General features: G+C 68.6%; 21 protein-coding genes. 12 read left to right on the top strand and 9 right to left on the bottom strand.

The window, feature by feature from the left end:
- The first annotated feature begins 19 nt into the window (after positions 1-19).
- The 7 genes from ACOYR3_RS10785 to hemP all read left to right on the top strand — a co-directional run bounded on the left by ACOYR3_RS10785 (position 20) and on the right by hemP (position 4,830).
- Positions 20-709, top strand: a complete 690-nt coding sequence (locus tag ACOYR3_RS10785) for a Fe2+-dependent dioxygenase (protein ID WP_422846420.1) — start codon at positions 20-22, stop codon at positions 707-709.
- 183 nt (positions 710-892) lie between these two features.
- Complete coding sequence (locus ACOYR3_RS10780; RefSeq protein WP_422846419.1) at positions 893-2,041, top strand: alpha-hydroxy acid oxidase; 1,149 nt, start codon at positions 893-895, stop codon at positions 2,039-2,041.
- A 132-nt stretch (positions 2,042-2,173) separates the two neighbouring features.
- On the top strand, positions 2,174-2,446 hold the full coding sequence (locus ACOYR3_RS10775; RefSeq protein ID WP_422846418.1) for a (2Fe-2S)-binding protein: 273 nt from the start codon (positions 2,174-2,176) through the stop codon (positions 2,444-2,446).
- Between the two features lie 102 nt (positions 2,447-2,548).
- Positions 2,549-3,238 (top strand): energy transducer TonB, encoded by a 690-nt coding sequence (locus tag ACOYR3_RS10770; protein ID WP_422846417.1) that lies wholly within the window; start codon positions 2,549-2,551, stop codon positions 3,236-3,238.
- A 29-nt stretch (positions 3,239-3,267) separates the two neighbouring features.
- Positions 3,268-3,990 carry a MotA/TolQ/ExbB proton channel family protein gene (locus ACOYR3_RS10765; RefSeq protein WP_422846416.1) on the top strand — a complete coding sequence of 241 codons (723 nt, stop codon included), beginning with the start codon at positions 3,268-3,270 and terminating at the stop codon, positions 3,988-3,990.
- Between the two features lie 3 nt (positions 3,991-3,993).
- Positions 3,994-4,404 (top strand): ExbD/TolR family protein, encoded by a 411-nt coding sequence (locus ACOYR3_RS10760; protein ID WP_422846415.1) that lies wholly within the window; start codon positions 3,994-3,996, stop codon positions 4,402-4,404.
- 195 nt (positions 4,405-4,599) lie between these two features.
- The gene (gene hemP / locus ACOYR3_RS10755; protein ID WP_422846414.1) at positions 4,600-4,830 is read left to right on the top strand and encodes a hemin uptake protein HemP; all 231 of its coding nucleotides are present in this window, start codon (positions 4,600-4,602) and stop codon (positions 4,828-4,830) included.
- A gap of 284 nt (positions 4,831-5,114) precedes the next feature.
- Here hemP and ACOYR3_RS10750 read toward each other — a convergent pair whose 3' ends face one another.
- Positions 5,115-5,522 carry a GlcG/HbpS family heme-binding protein gene (locus ACOYR3_RS10750; protein ID WP_291485394.1) on the bottom strand — a complete coding sequence of 136 codons (408 nt, stop codon included), beginning with the start codon at positions 5,520-5,522 and terminating at the stop codon, positions 5,115-5,117.
- Positions 5,523-5,775: 253 nt separating this feature from the next.
- On the opposite strand from ACOYR3_RS10750, the gene ACOYR3_RS10745 reads away from it, so the two are divergent.
- Together ACOYR3_RS10745 and ACOYR3_RS10740 are read left to right on the top strand one after the other, a co-directional pair.
- Positions 5,776-6,471, top strand: coding sequence for a Bax inhibitor-1/YccA family protein (locus ACOYR3_RS10745; protein WP_422846570.1), 696 nt, complete (start codon positions 5,776-5,778; stop codon positions 6,469-6,471).
- A gap of 232 nt (positions 6,472-6,703) precedes the next feature.
- Positions 6,704-7,081 carry a hypothetical protein gene (locus tag ACOYR3_RS10740; protein WP_422846413.1) on the top strand — a complete coding sequence of 126 codons (378 nt, stop codon included), beginning with the start codon at positions 6,704-6,706 and terminating at the stop codon, positions 7,079-7,081.
- 45 nt (positions 7,082-7,126) lie between these two features.
- Here ACOYR3_RS10740 and rlmD read toward each other — a convergent pair whose 3' ends face one another.
- The 3 genes from rlmD to ACOYR3_RS10725 all read right to left on the bottom strand — a co-directional run bounded on the left by rlmD (position 7,127) and on the right by ACOYR3_RS10725 (position 9,585).
- Positions 7,127-8,638, bottom strand: coding sequence for a 23S rRNA (uracil(1939)-C(5))-methyltransferase RlmD (gene rlmD / locus ACOYR3_RS10735; RefSeq protein WP_422846412.1), 1,512 nt, complete (start codon positions 8,636-8,638; stop codon positions 7,127-7,129).
- Positions 8,639-8,695: 57 nt separating this feature from the next.
- Positions 8,696-9,019: a hypothetical protein gene (locus ACOYR3_RS10730; RefSeq protein ID WP_422846411.1), complete on the bottom strand. Its 324-nt coding sequence runs from the start codon at positions 9,017-9,019 to the stop codon at positions 8,696-8,698.
- Positions 9,020-9,117: 98 nt separating this feature from the next.
- On the bottom strand, positions 9,118-9,585 hold the full coding sequence (locus tag ACOYR3_RS10725) for an Lrp/AsnC ligand binding domain-containing protein (protein ID WP_422846410.1): 468 nt from the start codon (positions 9,583-9,585) through the stop codon (positions 9,118-9,120).
- A gap of 123 nt (positions 9,586-9,708) precedes the next feature.
- On the opposite strand from ACOYR3_RS10725, the gene putA reads away from it, so the two are divergent.
- Entirely contained in the window at positions 9,709-13,473 is a 3,765-nt protein-coding gene (gene putA, locus ACOYR3_RS10720; protein WP_422846409.1) for a trifunctional transcriptional regulator/proline dehydrogenase/L-glutamate gamma-semialdehyde dehydrogenase, read from the top strand.
- Positions 13,474-13,710: 237 nt separating this feature from the next.
- Complete coding sequence (locus tag ACOYR3_RS10715; protein WP_422846408.1) at positions 13,711-14,625, top strand: hypothetical protein; 915 nt, start codon at positions 13,711-13,713, stop codon at positions 14,623-14,625.
- Between the two features lie 81 nt (positions 14,626-14,706).
- Here ACOYR3_RS10715 and ACOYR3_RS10710 read toward each other — a convergent pair whose 3' ends face one another.
- From ACOYR3_RS10710 to guaB, 5 genes are all read right to left on the bottom strand, one after another.
- Positions 14,707-15,708: an acyltransferase gene (locus tag ACOYR3_RS10710; protein WP_422846407.1), complete on the bottom strand. Its 1,002-nt coding sequence runs from the start codon at positions 15,706-15,708 to the stop codon at positions 14,707-14,709.
- A gap of 39 nt (positions 15,709-15,747) precedes the next feature.
- The gene (gene guaA / locus ACOYR3_RS10705; RefSeq protein ID WP_422846406.1) at positions 15,748-17,367 is read right to left on the bottom strand and encodes a glutamine-hydrolyzing GMP synthase; all 1,620 of its coding nucleotides are present in this window, start codon (positions 17,365-17,367) and stop codon (positions 15,748-15,750) included.
- A 26-nt stretch (positions 17,368-17,393) separates the two neighbouring features.
- Entirely contained in the window at positions 17,394-17,828 is a 435-nt protein-coding gene (locus tag ACOYR3_RS10700; protein ID WP_422846405.1) for a type II toxin-antitoxin system VapC family toxin, read from the bottom strand.
- On the bottom strand, positions 17,825-18,085 hold the full coding sequence (locus tag ACOYR3_RS10695; RefSeq protein ID WP_422846404.1) for a type II toxin-antitoxin system Phd/YefM family antitoxin: 261 nt from the start codon (positions 18,083-18,085) through the stop codon (positions 17,825-17,827). Before ACOYR3_RS10695 ends, ACOYR3_RS10700 begins: the two co-directional genes overlap by 4 nt.
- Positions 18,086-18,194: 109 nt before the next feature.
- On the bottom strand, positions 18,195-19,670 hold the full coding sequence (gene guaB, locus ACOYR3_RS10690) for an IMP dehydrogenase (protein ID WP_422846403.1): 1,476 nt from the start codon (positions 19,668-19,670) through the stop codon (positions 18,195-18,197).
- Positions 19,671-19,917: 247 nt separating this feature from the next.
- Here guaB and ACOYR3_RS10685 point away from each other — a divergent pair, with 247 nt between their 5' ends.
- A complete protein-coding gene (locus ACOYR3_RS10685; protein ID WP_422846402.1) occupies positions 19,918-20,436 on the top strand; it encodes a DUF4124 domain-containing protein in 519 nt (172 codons plus the stop codon).
- Positions 20,437-20,443 lie beyond the last annotated feature (7 nt).

The following is a 20,443-nucleotide window of genomic DNA, read 5'->3' as shown; positions in this document are numbered from 1 at the left end:
GGGTTCATCATCAAGCACCATGTTTCTGCACATCCAAGACGTTCTCAGCGCCGACGAAGTGGCGTTCTTTCGCCAGCACCTGGGGCCCGAGGCCCCGTGGGTGGAAGGCGCGCGCAGCGCGGGCGAGCAAGCGGTACACCAGAAGAACAATCTGCAGCTGGCGCAGGGCAGCGATGTCTCCGCGCAGCTGCAGAGCCTGGTCAAGGCCGCCCTGCACCGCAACGCGCTGTTCTTTTCGGCGGCCCTGCCGCGGCGCATCTTCAACCCGCTGTTCAACAACTATGGCGGCGAGGCCAACTACTACGGCAACCATGTGGACAGCGCCGTGATGCACTCCCGCGCCGACAGCTGCTGGGTGCGCAGCGACCTGTCGTGCACGCTGTTTCTCACGCCGCCGGACGAATACGAGGGCGGCGAACTCGTGGCCAGCGAGGCCTGGGGCGAAAAGCGCATCAAGCTGCCCGCCGGCGACCTGATCCTCTACCCCAGCAGCACCGTGCACCAGGTGTCCCCCGTCACGCGGGGCCGGCGCGTGTGCAGCTTCTTCTGGGTGGAGAGCATGGTGCGCGGGCTGGAGCAGCGGCAGCTGCTGTTCGACATGGACATGGCGCTGCTGCGGCTGCGCCAGAGCGTGGGCGAAAAGGACCCCTCGGTGATCGCGCTCTCCGGCACGTACCACAACCTGCTGCGCATGTGGGCCGACGTATGAGGCGCCGCCGCCCGCAGGCACGAACGCCGGGAACCGCCGTCCCCACCTGCAGGCCGACGGCGCTGCCGGCCTACCCCGGCCTCCGCGCCGGCGTATCGGTGCCAGCGGTACCGCACTACATTTGCTCCTATATTAATAGCTGCTGGCGCTTATCCCACAAGCGCTAGCGGCTATTTTCATAACATGACCTCCCTCCCCGCCCAGCAGCCGCTTTCGCCCGACATCGTGAGCCTGCCCGACCATGAGCAGCATGCCCGCCAGCGCCTGGACGGCAACGCGTGGGCGTACTTCAGCGGCGGCGCGGCCGATGAGATCACCCTGCGCAACAACCGCAGCGCGTGGGATGCCCTGCCGCTGTGGCCGCGGGTGCTGCGCCCGCTGGCGGGCGGGCACACGCGCGTCCCTCTGCTGGGCCGCACGCTGGCGCATCCCATCCTGCTGGCGCCCATTGCCTTTCAGCGCCTGGCCCACCCGGACGGCGAGCTGGCCCTGGCCTACGCGGCCGCAGCGCTGGGCGCGGGCGTGGTGCTCAGCACGCAGGCCAGCGTGTCGCTGGAGGCAGTGGCCGGCGCCGTGCACCCCGACCCAGGCCGCGGGCCCCTGTGGTTCCAGCTGTACCTGCAGCCGGACCGCGGCTTCACCCAAGCGCTGGTGCAGCGCGCCGAGGCCGCCGGGTACGAGGCCCTGGTGCTGACGGTGGACGCCCCCACCAGCGGCGCGCGGGACCGCGAACGGCGCGCGGGCTTCCGGCTGCCGCCCGGCATCGGCCCCATCAACTTGGCCGGCATGCAGGTGCCCCCACCGCCGCGCCTGGCCTCCGGGCAGAGCGCTTTGTTCGATGGGCTGCTGCACCACGCGCCTACGTGGGACGACATCGCCTGGCTCCGGTCGGTGACGCGCCTGCCCGTGCTGCTCAAGGGCGTGCTGCACCCGGCCGATGCGCGCCAGGCGGTGGATGCGGGCGCGGCGGGGCTGATCGTGTCCAACCACGGCGGGCGCACGCTCGACACGGCCCCCGCCACCGCCACGGCCTTGCCCCGCGTCGTGCAGGCCGTGGGCGGGGCGGTGCCCGTGCTGGTGGACGGCGGCATCCGCCGCGGCACCGATGTGCTCAAGGCCATGGCCCTGGGGGCCTCGGCCGTGCTGGTGGGGCGCCCGGCCCTCTGGGGCCTGGCCAACGCGGGGGCGGCCGGGGTGGCCCACGTGCTGCGGCTGCTGCGCGACGAGCTGGAGATCGCCATGGCCCTCACCGGCTGCGCCACGCTGGCCGACGCAACCCCGGCGCTGCTGCACGGCGATCAGGACGCCCCGGCGAGCCGCCAGCCCTCCTGAACCTCTCGCCCAGGGCCGCCGGCTGGCCCATGTCCTCGGCGCCCAAAGGTCATTGATTGCAAATGCGATAGATTCGCATTTATAATCTCAACACTCCCAACCAACGCCAGCCACACTGTCTGCCCTGCCGCCATGATCGTTTGTGTTTGCCGCCGGATTTCCGACCGAGAGATTGCCCGCCACGCCCGTGCCGGGATGAGCTTTGACGAAATCCAGTTCGAGCTGGGCGTGGCCACGCAGTGCGGGTGCTGCGAAAGCTGCGCCCGGGACGTGGTGGCCCAGTGCAGCCCTTCGGCCCCCGTGGCCGCCCTGCGCAACGATGCAGCGCCCCAGGCCATCCAGCTTGCCAGCTCCATTCTGGAAAGCAAGTCATGGAACTCCTCTCTACACTCGCAGGCAGCCTGATCCTGGTCGCAGGCTCGGCCTGGTGGATCTTTCGCAAATAAATAGTGAGGATCTTTTAGGGCGCTAGCGCTTGCTGGACAAGCGCTAGCCGCTATCATTTTTATGTCTCACGCAGATCGTTTTGCCGCCCCGGGCGGTCTCAGCCGCAACACCGTGATCGTGGGTTCGGTCGTGGCGTTGCATGTGGTGGGCCTGTGGGCCCTGCAGTCGGGGCTGGTGCGCAAGGCCGCCGAGGTCATCGTGCCCGCCGAGCTGCTGTCCGAATTCATCGCGCCCCCCGCCCCGCCCAAGGTCACGCCGCCGCCGCCCGCGCCGCCGCCACCGCCGCGCCCGGCCCCCAAGGCCGCGCCGCGCCCCGCGCCCATGCCCGTGGCCATTGCGGACCCGACGCCTGCGCCCAACGCCCCCACCGGCATCACCACGCCGCAGCCGCCCGCGCCCCCCATCGAGGCGCCGGTGGCGCCGCCCGCGCCAGCACCGGCTCCCCCAGCACCGCCCGCGCCGCCCAAGATCGAGCTGCCGTCCAGCGACGCGGCCTACCTCAACAACCCCAAGCCCAGCTACCCCGCCATCAGCAAACGCATGGGCGAGCAAGGCAAGGTGGTGCTGCGCGTGCTCATCGGCACCGACGGCCAGCCCCAGAAGGTGGAGATCAGCAAGTCCAGCGGCTTCGACCGGCTGGACCGGCAGGCGCAGGAGGCCGTCACGCGCTGGCGCTTCGTGCCCGGCAAACGCAATGGCGTGCCAGAGACCATGTGGAACCTGGTGCCCATCAACTTCGTTCTCGAATAATCACATTTACCGCTTAGGGAGTCGTTCTCATGGAATCGCAATTCGGCATCGCCAACGTCTGGACCCAGGGGGACTTCGTCACCCGTGCCGTGGCCATCATCCTGCTGGGCATGTCGCTGGCCTCGTGGATCGTCATCCTCATCAAGGCGCTGGACATCATCAAGTTCAAGAAATACGCCCGCAACGCCCGGGATTTCTGGCACAGCGAGGACTTCGCCGCCGGCCTGACCAAGCTGGGCGGCGACCCGGCCAACCCATTCCGCCACCTGGCCCTGGAAGGCCGCGAGGCAACGGCCCACCACCGCAACACCAAGGCCCACCTGCACGACAGCCTGGACGTGAGCGACTGGGTGACCCGCTGCCTGCGCAACTGCATCGACGAGTTCACCGCCCGCCTCCAATCCGGCCTGGCCATCCTGGCCTCGGTGGGCTCCACCGCGCCCTTCATCGGCCTGTTCGGCACCGTGTGGGGCATCTACCACGCGCTGGTGGCCATTGGCACCTCGGGCCAGTCCACCATCGACAAGGTGGCCGGCCCCATCGGCGAGGCACTGATCATGACCGCGCTGGGCCTGGCCGTGGCCATTCCCGCCGTGCTGGGCTACAACGCGCTGGTGCGCGGCAACAAGTCCATCCTGGGCAGCCTCAACAGCTTTGCGCACGACCTGCACGCCTACTTCGTGACCGGCGCCCGCGTGAGCGCTGGCGGCGACCTTGGCAGCAAGGTGCTGCCCATGAAGAAAGGCAACTGAGCCATGGCCTTCGGAACCCAAGACGACGCCGATGACGTGATGAACGAGATCAACATGACGCCCCTGGTGGACGTCATGCTGGTGCTGCTCATCATCTTCATCATCACCGTGCCCGTGATGAAGCATGCGGTGAACGTGGACCTGCCCCGCGCCACCAACCAGCCCGAGAACGTCAAGCCCGAAACCGTGCGCCTGTCCGTGTCGGCCGACGGCAAGTACTACTGGAACGAGACCCAGGTGCCCGAGGAAGAACTCTTCCCCCGCCTGCAGGCCGAGGCCGCCAAGGAGCCCCAGCCCGACCTGCACATCCGTGGCGACAAGAACGTGCGCTACGAGTTTGTCGCGCAGGCCATGGCCGCGGCCCAGCGCGCCGGCGTGCGCAAGATCGGCTTCGTGACCGACCCGCAGTCCTGAGAACCGTTCTGAGGCTCGGGGGCATGCCCCCCCTTGCCCAGAACCGGTTTGAGATCTTTTCGGGGTCGCACGAGGCCGCTGTGCGGCCCGGCCACCACCCACCCTCGCCACAAAAAGATACCGCTTTCTCGCTTGACTTGTAATTGCGAATCGTTATCATTAGCAAAACGCACTGCAATGCCACAGGACCTCTCCATGCAAGCCACCACGACCGCCGCCTCGCTCCTGCGCACCCGCACCGCCGACACCGCACGCGCCCCCGACGCCGATAGTGAGGGAGCCGCCACCGCAGACGTTGTGCCCAACGTCGCCGCAGTCGACAGCAGTGCGCTGCTGCAGGGCCAGAAGGCCGTCGCCATCAGCCACAACGGGTCGGTGTACCGCCTGCAGGCCACCAAGCTGGGCAAGCTGATCCTGACCAAATGAGTTTCATCGTGGGGCGACTCCCGGGCTTGCAACAAGTCCGCCAGGGTCGTTTTTGCCAGCCAACGGGTTCACCCGCGTAGCCAGGCCTTTTTTCCTGACCTGCCCCGCCCCGCCCCGCCGCACGATCCTGTCATTCAGGCGCCCATGAAAAAACCGGCTGTCCGCCGGTTTTTTTTATGGCAGCATGTTCAGACCAGTATCGGGCCCTATCGACCGTCCAGCCTGCGCAAGCAGCTATTTAAATGATAGCATTCAAGGCGCCAGCAGGCACCGTGCCATGCGCATCACAGACCCAGCGCGGCAATGCCGGCCCGCGCGATCTGCGCGTCTTCGGTGGACTTGACGCCGCTCACCCCCACCGCGCCCAGGCACTGGCCGTCCTTGAGGACCGGCACGCCACCCTCCAGCAGCCCGTCGATGCCGGGCGCGCTCAGGAACGAGGTGCGGCCGCCATTGACCACGTCCTCGTACACCTTGCTTTCGCGCCGGCCCAGGGCGGCCGTGCGGGCCTTCGCGGGGGCGATGTGCGACGACACTGCGGCCGCGCCATCGAGCCGCTGCAGCCACAGCAGGTGGCCGCCATCGTCCACGATGGCAATGGTCACGGCCCAGCCGTTCTTGAGCGCCTCGGCCTCGGCCGCGGCTGCGATGGTCTTGACGTCGGCCAGTTCAAGTTCGTGTTTGGTTTTCATGGAAGAGTTTTGCTTTGCAAGAATTGAAAGAGAAGAACAGCGGGAACGAGGGTTCGTACAGAGGCCCCCACGGCATTCCACGCGGCAGGGGGCAAGCATAGCGGCGCCGCGCGCGGTACTGCCGCCATCCAGGGTGAAAGTACCCACACCAAAAAGTAGGTGACCGGCGCGGCCACAGCGGCCCGCAAAAACGCGACGTCCTAAAATCTGCTGCGTCTGCGCTGTGCAGGCCAACAAGGAGAGACACAAGATGATGAACGACCAAGTCACCACCCTGGGCCACTCTGCGGGCTACGGCATCTCGCAGGAAGAGCGCCACAAGGTGCTTCGCAATACGTACTGGCTGCTCGCCCTGAGCATGATCCCCACCGTGCTCGGCGCGTGGGTGGGCGTGGCCACCGGCATCACGCAATCGCTGCGCGGCGGCGTGGGGCTGATGGTGTTTCTGGGCGGCGCGTTCGCCTTCATGTTCGCCATTGAAAAGACCAAGCGCTCGGCCGCCGGCATTCCGGTGCTGCTGGCCTTCACGTTCTTCATGGGGCTGATGCTGTCGCGCCTGATCGGCATGGTGCTGGGCTTCAAGAACGGCACCGACCTCATCATGACGGCCTTTGCGGGCACGGCCGGCGTGTTCGTCGTGATGGCCAGCCTGGCCAGCGTGATCAAGCGCGACCTGTCGGGCATGGGCAAATGGCTCATGGTGGGCGCGCTGGTGCTGATGGTGGGCGCCATCATCAACGTGTTCGTGGGCTCGTCCGCCGGCATGATGGCCATCTCGGTCGCCGCCATCGGCATCTTCAGCGCCTACATGCTGTACGACCTCAAGCAGATCCTGGACGGCGGCGAGACCAACTACATCAGCGCCACGCTGGCGTTGTACCTGGACCTGTTCAACGTGTTCCAGAGCCTGCTGGCACTGCTGGGCATCATGGGCGGGGAGCGCGACTAGGCTCTCCCGGGGCGGCTACGCCGCTTACCCCCTCTCTCGCGCGGTGCGAGGGAGAGGGATGCACCCGGTGGACCGGCACAGCCGGATCGGCGGGTGCCCTGGTGTGATGCAGCGCCAGTCACCCCGGTCACCGCCGCATCTGGGCTCCTTCGGGAGCCTTTTTTGTTTTTTGTGGAGGCGGCCGGGGGTTCAAGCCTTAATCGCGGCACGGTCCTGCCGATAATGCAAGTACATGTATCGCAAATCCTCCTCCACCGCACTGCGCCTGCTGGCCCTGTCCGGCATCCTGCTGCTGACTGCCTGCGACAAGATCCCCGGCCTGGGCCCGGATCCGCGCATCGCCCAGCGGGAGGAGGAAGCCAAGGCCATTGGCGGCGCATGCCGCCACGCGCTGCGCGGCCTGGAGGACTGCTACACGCTGAACCCCAAGGCCCCCAAGGCCGCGGTGTTTGCCGGGTGGAAGGACATGGACGCGTACATGCGCGAGAACAAGATCGAGGGCACGCCCTCGGTGCTCGGCAAGGTGGAAAGCAAGCCCGAGCGCACTGAGCGCTCCAGCGACATCGAAACCGAACCCCGCGACCCGGCCGCCAGCCGCAGCCGCAGCTAAACGCCCGCGGACTGCCCCGCCGGGGCAGCCCTTCAGGATCGGGATTCAGCTGGCCACTTCGGGCGCGGCGTCATCCGCCTTGACCGATGGCGCGTGTCCGTCCCATTCGAATACCGCCATGCTCTCCACATGCGCCGTGTGCGGAAACATGTTGACCATGCCGGCCGCCGTGCAGCGGTAACCGCCCTGGTGCACCAGCAGGCCGGCGTCGCGCGCCAGCGTGGCGGGGTTGCAGCTGACGTACACGATGCGCCGGGGTGGCGTCCAGTCCGCTGCCTGCGGCGGCAGCGGCGCCGCGCCGTCGACGCCATGGCGGGCCCGGTGGATGTCGGCCAGGGCCTTCACCAGCGCAAACGCGCCTTCGCGCGGCGGGTCCACCAGCCACTTGTCGGCCGTGCCATCGGCCACCAGCATTTCCGGCGTCATCTCGAAGAGATTGCGTGCTACAAATTTAGTAGCTGCCAGCGCTTGATGGGCGGGCGCCAGGCCTTGATTCAGCACATAGTTTTCGCGCGACCGAGCCACCAGCGCCTCGCTGCCCTCGATGCCCAGCACCTCGCGCGCGCGGGTGGCCAGCGGCAGCGTGAAGTTGCCCAGGCCGCAGAACCAGTCGATGACCCGTTCGCTCTTCTGTACATCCAGCAGGCGCAGCGCGCGCGATACCAGCACGCGGTTGATGTGCGGGTTCACCTGCGTGAAGTCGGTGGGCTTGAACGGCATGGTGATGCCGAAGTCGGGCAGGCCGTACGAGAGGGTCTCGCCGCCCTCGTCCAGCAGGTGCACGGTGTCCGGGCCCTTGGGCTGCAGCCACCACTGCACGGCGTGCTGGGCGCCAAAGGCGCGCAGCCGCTCGATGTCGGCGGCGCTCAGCGGCTCCAGGTGGCGCAGCACCAGCGCCGTCACGGTGTCGCCGCAGGCCAGCTCGATCTGCGGGCAGGTGTCGCGCGCATCCAGGCTGGCGATCAGGCCGCGCAGGGGCACCAGCAGCGCGTCCACGTGCGGCGGCAGGATCTTGCAGGTCTGCATGTCGGCGATGTAGCGGCTCTTGCGCTCGTGGAAGCCGACCAGCACCGTGCCCTTCTTGATCACGTGGCGCACGGCCAGCCGGGCGCGGTAGCGGTAGCCCCAGGTGGGGCCCTGGATGGGGCGCAGCAGCATCTCGGCCCGGACCTTGCCCAGGTGCCACAGGTTGTCCTCCAGCACGCGCTGCTTCACGGCCACCTGGGCCGCAGCGTCCAGATGCTGCATCTTGCAGCCGCCGCAGGCACCCGCGTGCAGGCCGAAGTGCGGGCAGCCGGGGCGCACGCGCTGCGGCGATTCGCGGTGGATGGCCAGCAGGCTGGCCTGCTCCCAGTTGTTCTTCTTGCGGTGGGTGTTGGCGCTGACCAGCTCAAACGGCAGGGCGCCGTCGATGAACACCACCTTGCCGTCCGGCCTGCGGGCCACGCCCTGGGCGTCCAGGTCCATGGACTGCACCTGCAGCCAGCCCTCGGGCAGATCCGGCGTGTCGTGCGTGGAGGGTTCCAACGCGGGGGATAGGTCTTTGGGTTCGCTCATCCCCCGATTGTCTCAGGCCCCGGGGCGGCCGCCGGCCAGCGGGGCCTTGCCGGGGGGTCAGCCGCGGTCGCCGCGCGGTGCGCGCACGAAGCCTTCGCCCGCAGGTGCCGCGGCGCCCGCAGCCGCCTGGCTCAAGCCCACGGGCAGGTTGTGGATGGGCGACTCGCAGCCGCCGCTGTCGGGCGTGAACACCAGCGTGGCGCCGGGCGCCACCGCCGGCACCGTTTCGTGCAGCTGGCGCGCGAGGTCGACCGGCGCGTGCACATCGCGGTAGACGATGTCCTTGTCAGCCCCGTAGACCACATAGCACGCGGCCAGCGCCGAAGGGCTCAGCACGGCAGACAACACAGCCGCGGCGGCGGCGCAGACAAGGCGGTTCATGGTCTTCTCCTCAATCAGCCAATGGGACGGCATTATGCGGAGTTTGCCCCGGCCCCGCCAACGCCCAGGGCGCCGCCACGCCGCGCCTGGGGAATCCCTCAGCGCAAGACCAGGTGGTTGCTGTGCTTGACCTCTTCCATCACCGCATAGGTGCGCGTCTCGCGCACACCGGGCAGCTGCCACAGCACGTTGCCGGCGAATACGCGGTAGGCGTTCATGTCGGCCGAGCGGGTCTTGAGCAGGTAGTCGAACCCGCCCGCCACCATGTGGCATTCCATGATCTCGGGGTGCACCTGCACGGCGGCCTTGAACTGGTCGAACACGTTGGGCGTGGTGCGGTCCAGCAGCACCTCCACAAACACCAGCATGCCCGCGCCCAGCTTCAGCGGGTTCAGGCGCGCCTCGTAGCCCAGGATGTAACCGTCCCGGGTGAGACGCTGAACGCGCGCCAGCACGGCCGTGGGCGACAGGGCCACCGCCTCGGCCAGCTTCAGGTTGGCAATGCGACCATCTTCTTGCAGGATTGACAGGATCCTGCGGTCAATGCGGTCCAGATCATTTTCCATTGCGCTCAATCGTAGTGGATTATTTTGCATGTAGGCTAATCTTTGGATTTTTATTCACCGGATACACGCAGATCATCGCCAGCAGCACTCTCCAACACCGTTTTCCTTTCCGAGACGCCCGCCATGACGCTGCCCTCCCCTTCCCAGCCCGCCACCACGCCGTTTGACCAGTTTGCGCCGCGCACGCCGCTCGCCCATCCGCTGCGTGCGGCCCTCACCGCCGCCTACCGCCGCCCCGAACCCGAGGCCCTGGCGCCGCTGCTGGCCCAGGCCCGCCTGCCGGCCGACCAGGCGGCGCAGGCCCAGCAACTGGCGCTGCGCATTGCCCGGGCGCTGCGCGAGCGCAAGGCCAGCGCGGGGCGCGCGGGGCTGGTGCAAGGCCTGCTGCAGGAGTTTTCGCTGTCGTCGCAAGAAGGCGTGGCGCTGATGTGCCTGGCCGAGGCGCTGCTGCGCATCCCCGACAAGGCCACGCGCGATGCGCTGATCCGCGACAAGATCAGCCGCGGCCAGTGGGACGCGCACCTGGGCAAGAGCCCCTCCCTGTTCGTCAACGCCGCCACCTGGGGCCTGCTGCTGACCGGCAAGCTGGTGGCCACGCACAGCGAAGGCAGCCTGGGCGCATCGCTCGGCCGCCTGATCGGCAAGGGCGGCGAGCCGCTGATCCGCAAGGGCGTGGACATGGCGATGCGCATGATGGGCGAGCAGTTCGTGACCGGCGAGACCATCGACGAGGCCCTGCGCAACGCCCGCACGATGGAAGCCGAGGGCTTTCGCTACTCCTACGACATGCTGGGCGAGGCGGCGCTGACCAGCGCGGACGCCGAGCGCTACGACCAGTCCTACGAGCAGGCCATCCACGCCATCGGCAAGGCGTCCAACGGGCGCGGCATCTATGAAGGCCCGGGCATCTCCATCAAGCTCTCGGCCCTGCACCCGCGCTACAGCCGCGCGCAGTTCGGCCGCGTGATGGACGAGCTGTACCCGCGCGTGTTGCGCCTGACGCTGCTGGCCCGGCAATACGACATCGGCCTGAACATCGACGCCGAGGAAGCCGACCGGCTGGAGCTGTCGCTGGACCTGCTGGAGCGCCTGTGCCACGAACCCGCGCTGGCGGGCTGGAACGGCATCGGCTTCGTCATCCAGGCGTACCAGAAGCGCTGCCCCTTCGCCATCGACTATGTGGTGGACTTGGCCCGCCGCACCCAGCACCGCCTGATGGTGCGCCTGGTCAAGGGCGCGTACTGGGACAGCGAGATCAAGCGCGCGCAGGTGGACGGCCTGGCGGACTACCCCGTCTACACCCGCAAGGTGCACACCGACATTTCGTACATCGCCTGCGCACGCAAGCTGCTGGCCGCACCCGAGGCCGTGTACCCCCAGTTCGCCACCCACAACGCCGAGACGCTGGCCACCATCTACCACCTGGCGGGCAGCAACTACTACCCCGGGCAGTACGAGTTCCAGTGCCTGCACGGCATGGGCGAGCCGCTGTACGAGCAGGTGGTGGGTGCCGTCGCTGCCGGCAAGCTGGGGCGGCCGTGCCGCATCTACGCCCCAGTGGGCACGCACGAAACGCTGCTGGCCTACCTGGTGCGCCGCCTGCTGGAAAACGGCGCCAACACCTCGTTCGTGAACCGCATTGCCGACGAAACCCTTCCGCTGGAGGATCTGGTGAAGAGTCCCGTGCAGGTGGTGGACGAACAGGCCGCCGCCGAGGGCGCGGCCGGCCTGCCCCACCCGCGCATTCCGCTGCCCGGCGCGCTCTACGGCGCACACCGCGCCAACTCGCGCGGGCTGGATCTGTCCGACGAAAACACCTTGACCGAACTGGCCGCCGCGCTGCAAGCCACCGCCGCACACCCCTGGCATGCCGCCCCCCTGCTGGCCACGGATGCGCCCGCAGGCCCCGCCCAGCCCGTGCGCAACCCGGCAGACCCCGCCGACATGGTGGGCCAGGTGCAAGAGGCCGCGGCCAGCGACGTGGACCAGGCCCTGGCCCACGCGCAGGCCATGGCCGCCCCCTGGGCCGCCACGCCGCCCGCCGAGCGCGCCGCCGCCCTGCAGCGCACGGCCGACCTGCTGGAAGCGCGCATGCAGCCGCTGATGGGCCTGCTGATGCGCGAAGCCGGCAAGAGCGCCAGCAACGCCGTGGCCGAGGTGCGCGAGGCGGTGGACTTCCTGCGCTACTACGCCGCGCAGGCGCAAAGCACCTTCGACAACGCCACCCACACCCCCTTGGGCCCGGTGGCCTGCATCAGCCCGTGGAACTTCCCGCTCGCCATCTTCATGGGCCAGGTGGCTGCCGCGCTGGCCGCCGGCAACCCCGTGCTGGCCAAGCCCGCGGAGCAAACCCCGCTGGTCGCCGCCGAAGCCGTGCGCCTGCTGTGGCAGGCCGGCGTGCCACGCGCGGCCGTGCAGCTGCTGCCGGGCACCGGTGAAACCGTGGGTGCGCGCCTGGTGGGCGATGCGCGCGTGATGGGCGTGATGTTCACCGGCTCCACCGAGGTGGCGCGCATCCTGCAGCGCACCGTGGCCGGGCGGCTGGACGCCGCGGGCCGCCCCATCCCGCTGATCGCCGAGACCGGCGGGCAGAACGCGATGATCGTGGACTCGTCCGCCCTGGTCGAGCAAGTGGTGGGCGATGCCGTCTCGTCCGCCTTCGACAGCGCCGGCCAGCGCTGCTCCGCCCTGCGCGTGCTGTGCGTGCAGGAGGAAGCCGCCGACCGCGTGGTGGAGATGCTGCAGGGGGCCATGGGCGAGCTGCGCGTGGGCAACCCCGCAGAGCTGCGGGTGGACGTGGGCCCGGTGATCGACGCCGAGGCCCGGGCGGGCATCACCCGGCACATCGAGAAATTCAAGGCCCAAGGCCACCGCGTGTTCCAGCACCCGAACCATGTTTCGGCCGCCGCAGCACAAGGCACCTTTGTGCCGCCTACGCTGATCGAGCTGGACCACATCGGCGAGCTGCAGCGCGAAGTCTTCGGCCCCGTGCTGCACCTGGTGCGCTACGCCCGCAACGACCTGGACCAGCTGCTCGGCCAGATCAACGCCACCGGCTACGGCCTGACGCAAGGCGTGCACACCCGCATCGACGAAACCATTGCCCGCGTGGTGGAGCGCGCCCACGCCGGCAACGTGTACGTCAACCGCAACATGGTGGGTGCCGTGGTGGGCGTGCAGCCCTTTGGCGGCGAAGGCCTGTCGGGCACCGGCCCCAAGGCCGGCGGGCCGCTGTACCTGCTGCGCCTGCTGTCGCGGCGCCCCACCGACGCCGTGGCCCGCACCTTCGCCGCGGCCGACCGCAGCGCACCGCCCGACGCCACCCAGCGCGACCGCCTGCTGGCGCCGCTGGCCGCCCTGCGGCAGTGGGCGGACGCAAAGGGCCGCCCGGCCCTGGCCGGCGCCTGCCGGCGCTTTGCGCAAGACACGCAAAGCGGCACCGCCCGCACCCTGCCCGGCCCCACGGGCGAGCGCAACGTCTACACCCTGGCGCCGCGCGGCCGGGTGCTGTGCCTGGCCCCCAGCACCGACGACCTGCTGGTGCAGACGGCCGCCGTGCTGGCCGTGGGCGGCACGGCGGTCTGGCCGGCGGACCAGGCCGCGCTGCGCACGCGGCTGCCCGCGTCCGTGCAGGCACAGGTCACAGCGCAGGACGGAGCGCTGACCGATGCCGGCGTGCCGCTGGATGCCGTGCTGCACCACGGCGAACCCGCCTCGCTGCAGGCCGTGTGCGCCGCCCTCGCCCGCCGGCCCGGCCCCATCGTGGGCGTGACGGCCATGGCGCCGGGGGAGGACGACATCCCGCTGGAGCGCCTGCTGATTGAACGTGCGCTGAGCGTGAACACGGCCGCCGCCGGGGGCAATGCCAGCCTGATGACCATCGGCTGAGTCCCCGCCTCGGCGGGGTTTTTAGCAAAAACAGCCTCCAGCGCCCGCCCATCAAGCGCTGGCAGCTATGCTTTCAGGAGCAATCCTTCTACCCGGCAGACGCCTGAAAAGCGCCGGTTTTGTGCCGCTTACCGGGGCACCGGCCCGCGCGGCTTTGCGAGACGATCAGCCACGCCCCCCATGGCATTCCGCCGGGGCCCGCCAGGCACCGCCGCCTGTCACCGAAGGACCTGCAAGATGCTCGATATCTCCCAAGCCACCCACATGCTGACCTCCCTGGGCGTCTCCAGCACCTTGGCCGCCAAGGCAGCGGAGCGCACCGCCCAACAGCAGGGCGACGCCGACCCCCTCACCTTTCTCAAGGAGCTGCAGAGCACCCTGGCCGAGCTGTCGGCACAGCCCGCCACGGCCGGCGACACGGCGGCCGGCACCACCGCTACCGCCACGCAGCAAAGCACCAAGCCCTACCAGTCCACGGCCGAGCGCTACACCGAAAAAAGCGGCACCGACACCGCCGCCGGTGCCAGCTCCAGCACCGCCACGGCCAAGGCGCCGTTCAACAACCTGCAGGAGTTCCGCCAATGGGAACAAGGCCTGGGCGACACGTTCGCCGAGGACTATGAGGTGCCCGACTATGTGCGCATGATCTCCATGTCGCTCAGCGGCGGCGACCAGGAAGCCGTGGGGCGCTACATGTTCTTCAAGAACAACCCCGAATTTGCCGCCGACTACGCAGCCATCCGCAGCGGCCAGCTGTCCAAGTTCCCCACCGACGGCTCCACGCTCGTGAAAAGCGACCTGTCGCAGATGCCCGCGGAAACCGCCGCCTTCTACAAGAGCCAGCCCCCCGCCGCGCTGCTGGCGGCCGAAGGCTTCAACATGGACCCCACGCTGGCCAAGATGCGCACGGACGGCAAGGTGGAAGTGCCCGAGGGCGTGAACCCGTCGGAATGGCTGATGAGCAACAAGTGGACCGCCGACGGCGTCGTCGCCCAGGACAACCGGCAGCTGTTTGCCCAGGCCCCGTACATCGGCTTGGACGGCAGGGGCGCCGGCACCTACCGCCTGACCACGTACGACGCAGCCACCAACAGCATCATCGACCCGAACGGCACGGCCTACGACCCCGTCACCGGCGAAGCTCGGGCCTGAAACGGACAGGCCGCATCGGCCCGCCGGTGCACACGGCGCGACGATTCCCGCGGCGGATCGCGAGGGTCATGCAGAACAGCCCTAGATCGTGCGGTTGAGCAGCGGCAGGCGCTGGAACACCCAGGCCACGCCCAGCGCGCCCGCAAACACCACTGCGGCCAGCGCAGGCACCGACCACAGCGCGCCCCCTTGCTCCGGCTGCAGGCCCGCGCTGCGCAGCGACTCCAGCAGGATGGGGTGCACCAGGTAGGCGCCCAGCGTCAGCTGCGAGAGCCGCTGGGCCCCGCGCGCCCATGCGCCCTCCCAGGTGCAGCGCTTGAACAGCAGCATCGCGCTCAGCGACATGGGAATCACCGTGGCGCTCAGGTACCCATAGAAATACAGGCCCTTGTCCAGCCCGTGGGCACGCCCCACCCCGTAGCACCCTGCCGCCGTGGCGGCCACCGACAGCACGAACACCGCCACCAGCCAGGGCATGGGCACTTTCCGCTGCGCCGTCCGCAGAAGGTAGCCGCAGAAGAAGTACGGCAGGTACGACAGGAACCAGTTGATGAACAGCCCCGCGCCGCCGCCGGTGGCAACCCGGTGCCACTCGTTCACGCCCGCCAGGACAAACAGGGCCCCCACCAGCCACCACAGGTCGCGCCGCGGGGTGTGCCAGGCCACCACGCGGAGAAACGGCGTGAACAGGTACAGGCACAGCAGCATGTACAGAAACCACAGGTGGTAGTGCGGCCACCCCCGCGCCACGCTCTCCAGCACCACCGCCGGGCGCAGCTGGTCCCACGCGTGGCGGTAATTCCAGAGGATGTACACCGCGCTCCAGAACAGCAGCGGCACCGCAATCCGGGCCGCGCGCTTGCGGTAGAACGTTGCCAGGCTTTCGGTCTTGCGCGCGTCCAGCAGCAGCGCCCCGCTCACCATCACGAACACCGGCACGCACCACCGCACCAGGGCGTCGTACCCGTTGCCCGCCCACCAGTCCGCCGACCCCAGCGGCGCCAGCGACACCACGCTGGCGGCCACGTGCAACAGCACGACGGCCAGGATGGCGGCCACCCGCGCTGCGTCAAGCCAGGCCATGGTCCGGGTTCATGTGCGGTACGGCAGCCTGACGCTTGCTCACTCCCACTCGATGGTTGCCGGCGGCTTGCTGCTCACGTCGTAGGTCACGCGGTTGATGCCGCGCACCTCGTTGATGATGCGGCCCGACACCTTCTTGAGCAGCGCGTACGGCAGCTCGGCCCAGTCGGCGGTCATGAAGTCGCTGGTCTGCACGGCGCGCAGGGCGACCACGTAGTCGTACGTGCGGCCGTCGCCCATCACGCCCACGCTCTTGACCGGCAGGAACACGGTGAAGGCCTGGCTGGTGAGGTCGTACCAGGTCTTGCCCGTGGCCTCGTCGGTGAAGTTGCGCAGCTCTTCGATGAAGATCGCGTCGGCGCGGCGCAGCAGGTCGGCGTATTCCTTCTTCACCTCGCCCAGAATGCGCACGCCCAGGCCGGGGCCGGGGAACGGGTGGCGGTAGACCATCTCGGGCGGCAGGCCCAGGGCCACGCCCAGTTCGCGCACCTCGTCCTTGAACAGGTCGCGCAGCGGCTCCAGCAGCTTCAGGCCCAGCTGCTCGGGCAGGCCGCCCACGTTGTGGTGGCTCTTGATGGTGACTGCCTTCTTGCTCTTGGCGCCGCCGGATTCGATCACGTCGGGGTAGATGGTGCCTTGCGCAAGGAAGGTGGCGCCCTTGTGGCCGCCGGTGCCGGCCTTGAGCTTGGCGGCCTCGGCCTTGAACACGTCGACGAACAGGCCGCCGATGATCTTGCGCTTTTGCTCCGGATCGCTCACGCCGGCCAGCTTGCCGAGGAACAGTTCGCTCGCGTCCACGCGGATCACCTTGGCGTGCAGCTTGCCCTCGAACATGTCCATCACCATGTCGCCCTCGTTCAGCCGCAGCAGGCCGTGGTCCACGAACACGCAGGTCAGCTGGTCGCCGATGGCGCGGTGGATCAGTGCCGCGGCCACGGAGGAGTCCACGCCGCCCGAGAGGCCCAGGATCACTTCCTCGTCGCCCACCTGGGCGCGGATGGCTGCCACGGCCTCGGCGATGTGGTCCTTCATCACCCAGTCGGGCTGCACGCCGCAGATGCCCAGCACGAAGCGCTCCAGCAGCGCCCGGCCCTGCACGGTGTGCGTGACTTCGGGGTGGAACTGCACGGCATAGAAGCGGCGCTCTTCGTCGGCCATGCCGGCAATGGGGCAGCTGTCGGTGCTGGCCATGAGCTTGAATCCCGGGGGCAGCTCGGTGACCTTGTCGCCGTGGCTCATCCAGACGTTGAGCATGCCGTGGCCTTCGGGCGTGGTGAAGTCGGCAATGTCCTTGAGCAGCGCGGTGTGGCCGCGGGCACGCACGGCGGCGAAGCCGAACTCGCGCTTGTGGCCACCCTCGACCTTGCCGCCCAGCTGGTGCGCCATGGTCTGCATGCCGTAGCAGATGCCCAGCACCGGCAGGCCCAGCTCAAATACGGCCTGCGGGGCCTTGTCGGTGGTTTCCTCGTACACGCTGGCGTGGCTGCCCGACAGGATGACGCCTTTGAGCGAGCCGTCCTTGGCATAGTCGCGCACCCATTCGTCGGTCACATCGCAAGGATGCACTTCGCAGTACACGTTGGCTTCGCGCACACGGCGGGCGATGAGCTGGGTGACTTGCGAGCCGAAGTCGAGGATGAGGATTTTCTGGTGTTGCATGGCGGTGGAGGGTCGGCGGTTGGAATTCAAAGGCTGGAGAGGTCGAGCAGCGCAACGCCGCTGCGCTGGGCGGCGGCGATCTGCGCGGAATCAAACGTGGCCAGGGGCAGGCGCAGCGAGCGGGCCAGCCACAGGTAGGCCGCGTCCAGGGTGGGCAGGCCGGTGTCCAGCGCCACGTCCAGCACGGCCTTGTGCTGGGCCGGAGCCAGGTCGTGCAGCTCCACGCGGTGGCGGATGGCCTCCAGCACGCTCCACAGGCCTTCCACCGAGGCCGGCGGGATGCGGCCGCTGTGCACGCCGCTGGCGATGAGATTGCTGCACTCCCACTGCCAGAGGTTGGGGGCCTGGGGCTCCACCTGGTCGCGGCGGATCAGGGTGTACAGGCGGCGCGTGTGCTCGCTGGCCGCATCGGGCAGCAGCCAGGCGGCGGTCACGGAGGCGTCCAGCACGAAGGCGGTCATGCGGTGGTCCGGCCTGTGCGGCGCAGGCTGTCGCTGCGGGGGGCTCCAGCCGCCGGGCGGATGCTGGCGTGCAACGCGTCGATCTGGCCCAGCTCGCGGGCGATCTGCTCGTCGGTGATGACCGGGCGGCGCCGCACGGGCAGCATGCGCACCACTTCCTTGCCATGGCGGGTGATGCGCACCTCCTCGCCCTGCTCGACCAGCTCGATCAGGGCCGAGAACCGGCTCTTGGCTTCGTAAATGCCGACGGACTGCATGGATGCGCGGACCCCAAAAAAAGAAAAGTCTGGCCTGAATAACGAATTCAGACCAGACTATATCAGTCTGACCAGATATTTTCAATCAGGCCAGATTGGCTTGCAACGATCAGTCCGCCCGGTAGTTGGGAGCTTCCTTGGTGATCTGCACGTCGTGCACGTGGCTCTCGCGGATACCGGCCGTGGTGATCTCGACGAACTCGGCCTTGTTGTTCATGTCCTCGATCGTGGCGCAGCCGCAGTAGCCCATGGAGGCGCGCACGCCACCGGCCATCTGGTAGACGATGCTGACCATGGAGCCCTTGTAGGGCACGCGGCCTTCGATGCCTTCGGGCACCAGCTTGTCGGCGTTGGGGTTGCCGGTGCTGGACTCCTGGAAGTAGCGGTCGGCACTGCCCTGCTGCATGGCGCCGATGGAGCCCATGCCGCGGTAGCTCTTGTAGCTGCGGCCCTGGTACAGGATCACCTCGCCAGGGGCTTCCTCGGTGCCGGCGAACATGCCGCCCATCATCACGGTGCCGGCGCCAGCGGCCAGGGCCTTGGCGATGTCACCGCTGTAGCGGATGCCGCCGTCCGCGATCAGCGGCACGCCCGTGCCCTTGAGGGCCGTGGCCACGCTGTCGATGGCCATGATCTGGGGCACGCCCACACCCGCCACGATGCGGGTGGTGCAGATGGAGCCGGGGCCGATGCCGACCTTGACCGCATCCGCGCCGGCCTCGACCAGCGCCAGCGCGGCCGCGCCGGTGGCGATGTTGCCGCCGATCACGTCGATCTGCGGGTAGTTCTGCTTGACCCAGCGCACGCGGTCAATCACGCCCTTGCTGTGGCCGTGCGCGGTGTCCACCACGATGGCGTCCACGCCGGCCTTGACCAGGGCCTCGACACGCTCTTCGGTGCCCTCGCCCACGCCGACGGCGGCGCCCACGCGCAGGCGGCCCGAGGCGTCGCGCGCTGCGTTGGGGAAGCTCGTCTGCTTGGTGATGTCCTTCACCGTGATCAGGCCCTTGAGTTCAAAGGCGTCGTTCACGACCAGGATGCGCTCCAGCTTGTGCTTGTTGAGCAGCGCCTTGGCTTCGGCAGGCGTGGTGTGGTTCTTTTCATTGACCGTGATGAGCTTCTCGCGCGGCGTCATGATCTGGTGGACCTTGACGTCGTAGCGCGTTTCAAAGCGCAGGTCGCGGCCCGTGACGATGCCCACCACCTTGCCGCCGTCGCACACCGGAAAGCCCGAAATGCCCAGCTGTTCGGACAGTTGCAGCACCTGCAGCACCGTGTGCTCGGGGGTGATGACCACCGGGTCGCGCAGCACGCCGGATTCGTAGCGCTTGACCTTGGCCACGTGGGCGGCCTGCTCTTGCGCCGTGAGGTTCTTGTGCACGATGCCGATGCCGCCCTCCTGGGCGATGGCAATGGCCAGGCGCGCCTCGGTCACGGTGTCCATGGCGGCGGACACGAGCGGCAGGTTCAGCTGGATGTTGCGGGAGAGTTTCGTCGCGAGGGACGTGTCCTTGGGCAGGACCTGGGAGTACGCTGGCACCAGCAACACATCGTCGAAGGTGAGCGCTTTTCCGAGAAGGCGCATGAGAAAGCTCCAAAAAACGGATTGTACCCGCGCCGGGGAAACGGCCGGGCTGGGCGCGCCGCGCGCCAACGGCGACTGCTGCCAGCGCAGCGGTGGGCAAAAGCCGGCAAAAACGCGCCACGGCGGCCGCTGCGGCCCCTTTGCAGGCGGCGACGCTGCATCCCCCGGCCGCCGAATGTGGCGAAAACGCGCCCATCCGTCCGCCCCGCGGTGGCAGGCGCGGGGGCAGATGGATAAACTTGGCCGCATGAAAATGCACAAGCTTCTCCTGCTGGCCGTGGCCTGCACCTGGGCCATGGGCGCAGCGGCGCAATGGCAGTGGATCGACAAGGACGGCCGCAAGGTCTTCAGCGACCGCCCGCCGCCCCAGGAGATTCCCGAAAAGAACATCCTCAAGCAGCCCAACCGGGGCCTGCCGCGCGCGCCGCAGGCCGATGCCGCGGTGCCGGCGGAGGCCGCTTCCGGCGCGTCCGCGCCCGCCCCCAAGCCCGCTGCCAGCGCGCCCGGCAAAGACAAGGCCCTGGAAGAAAAGAAGGCCCAGGCCGAGGCCGCTGAAGCCGCCAAGGTGAAGGCCGAAGAAGAACGCATCGCCAAGGCCAAGGCCGAAAACTGCACCCGCGCACGCCAGGCCAAGGCGGCCCTTGATTCGGGCCGGCCCGTCACCCAGTCCAACGCCCAGGGCGAACGCATCTTCCTGGACGAAGCCGGCCTCGCCGCCGAAGCCAAGCGCATCGACGGGGTGATCGCCTCGGAGTGCAAGCGCTAAGCGTGCG

This window comes from Acidovorax sp. M2(2025) (assembly GCF_049330835.1).
Lineage (GTDB): Bacteria > Pseudomonadota > Gammaproteobacteria > Burkholderiales > Burkholderiaceae_C > Acidovorax.
The sequence above is the reverse complement of the archived record's forward strand: the minus strand, read 5'-3'. Positions and strand labels throughout refer to the sequence as shown.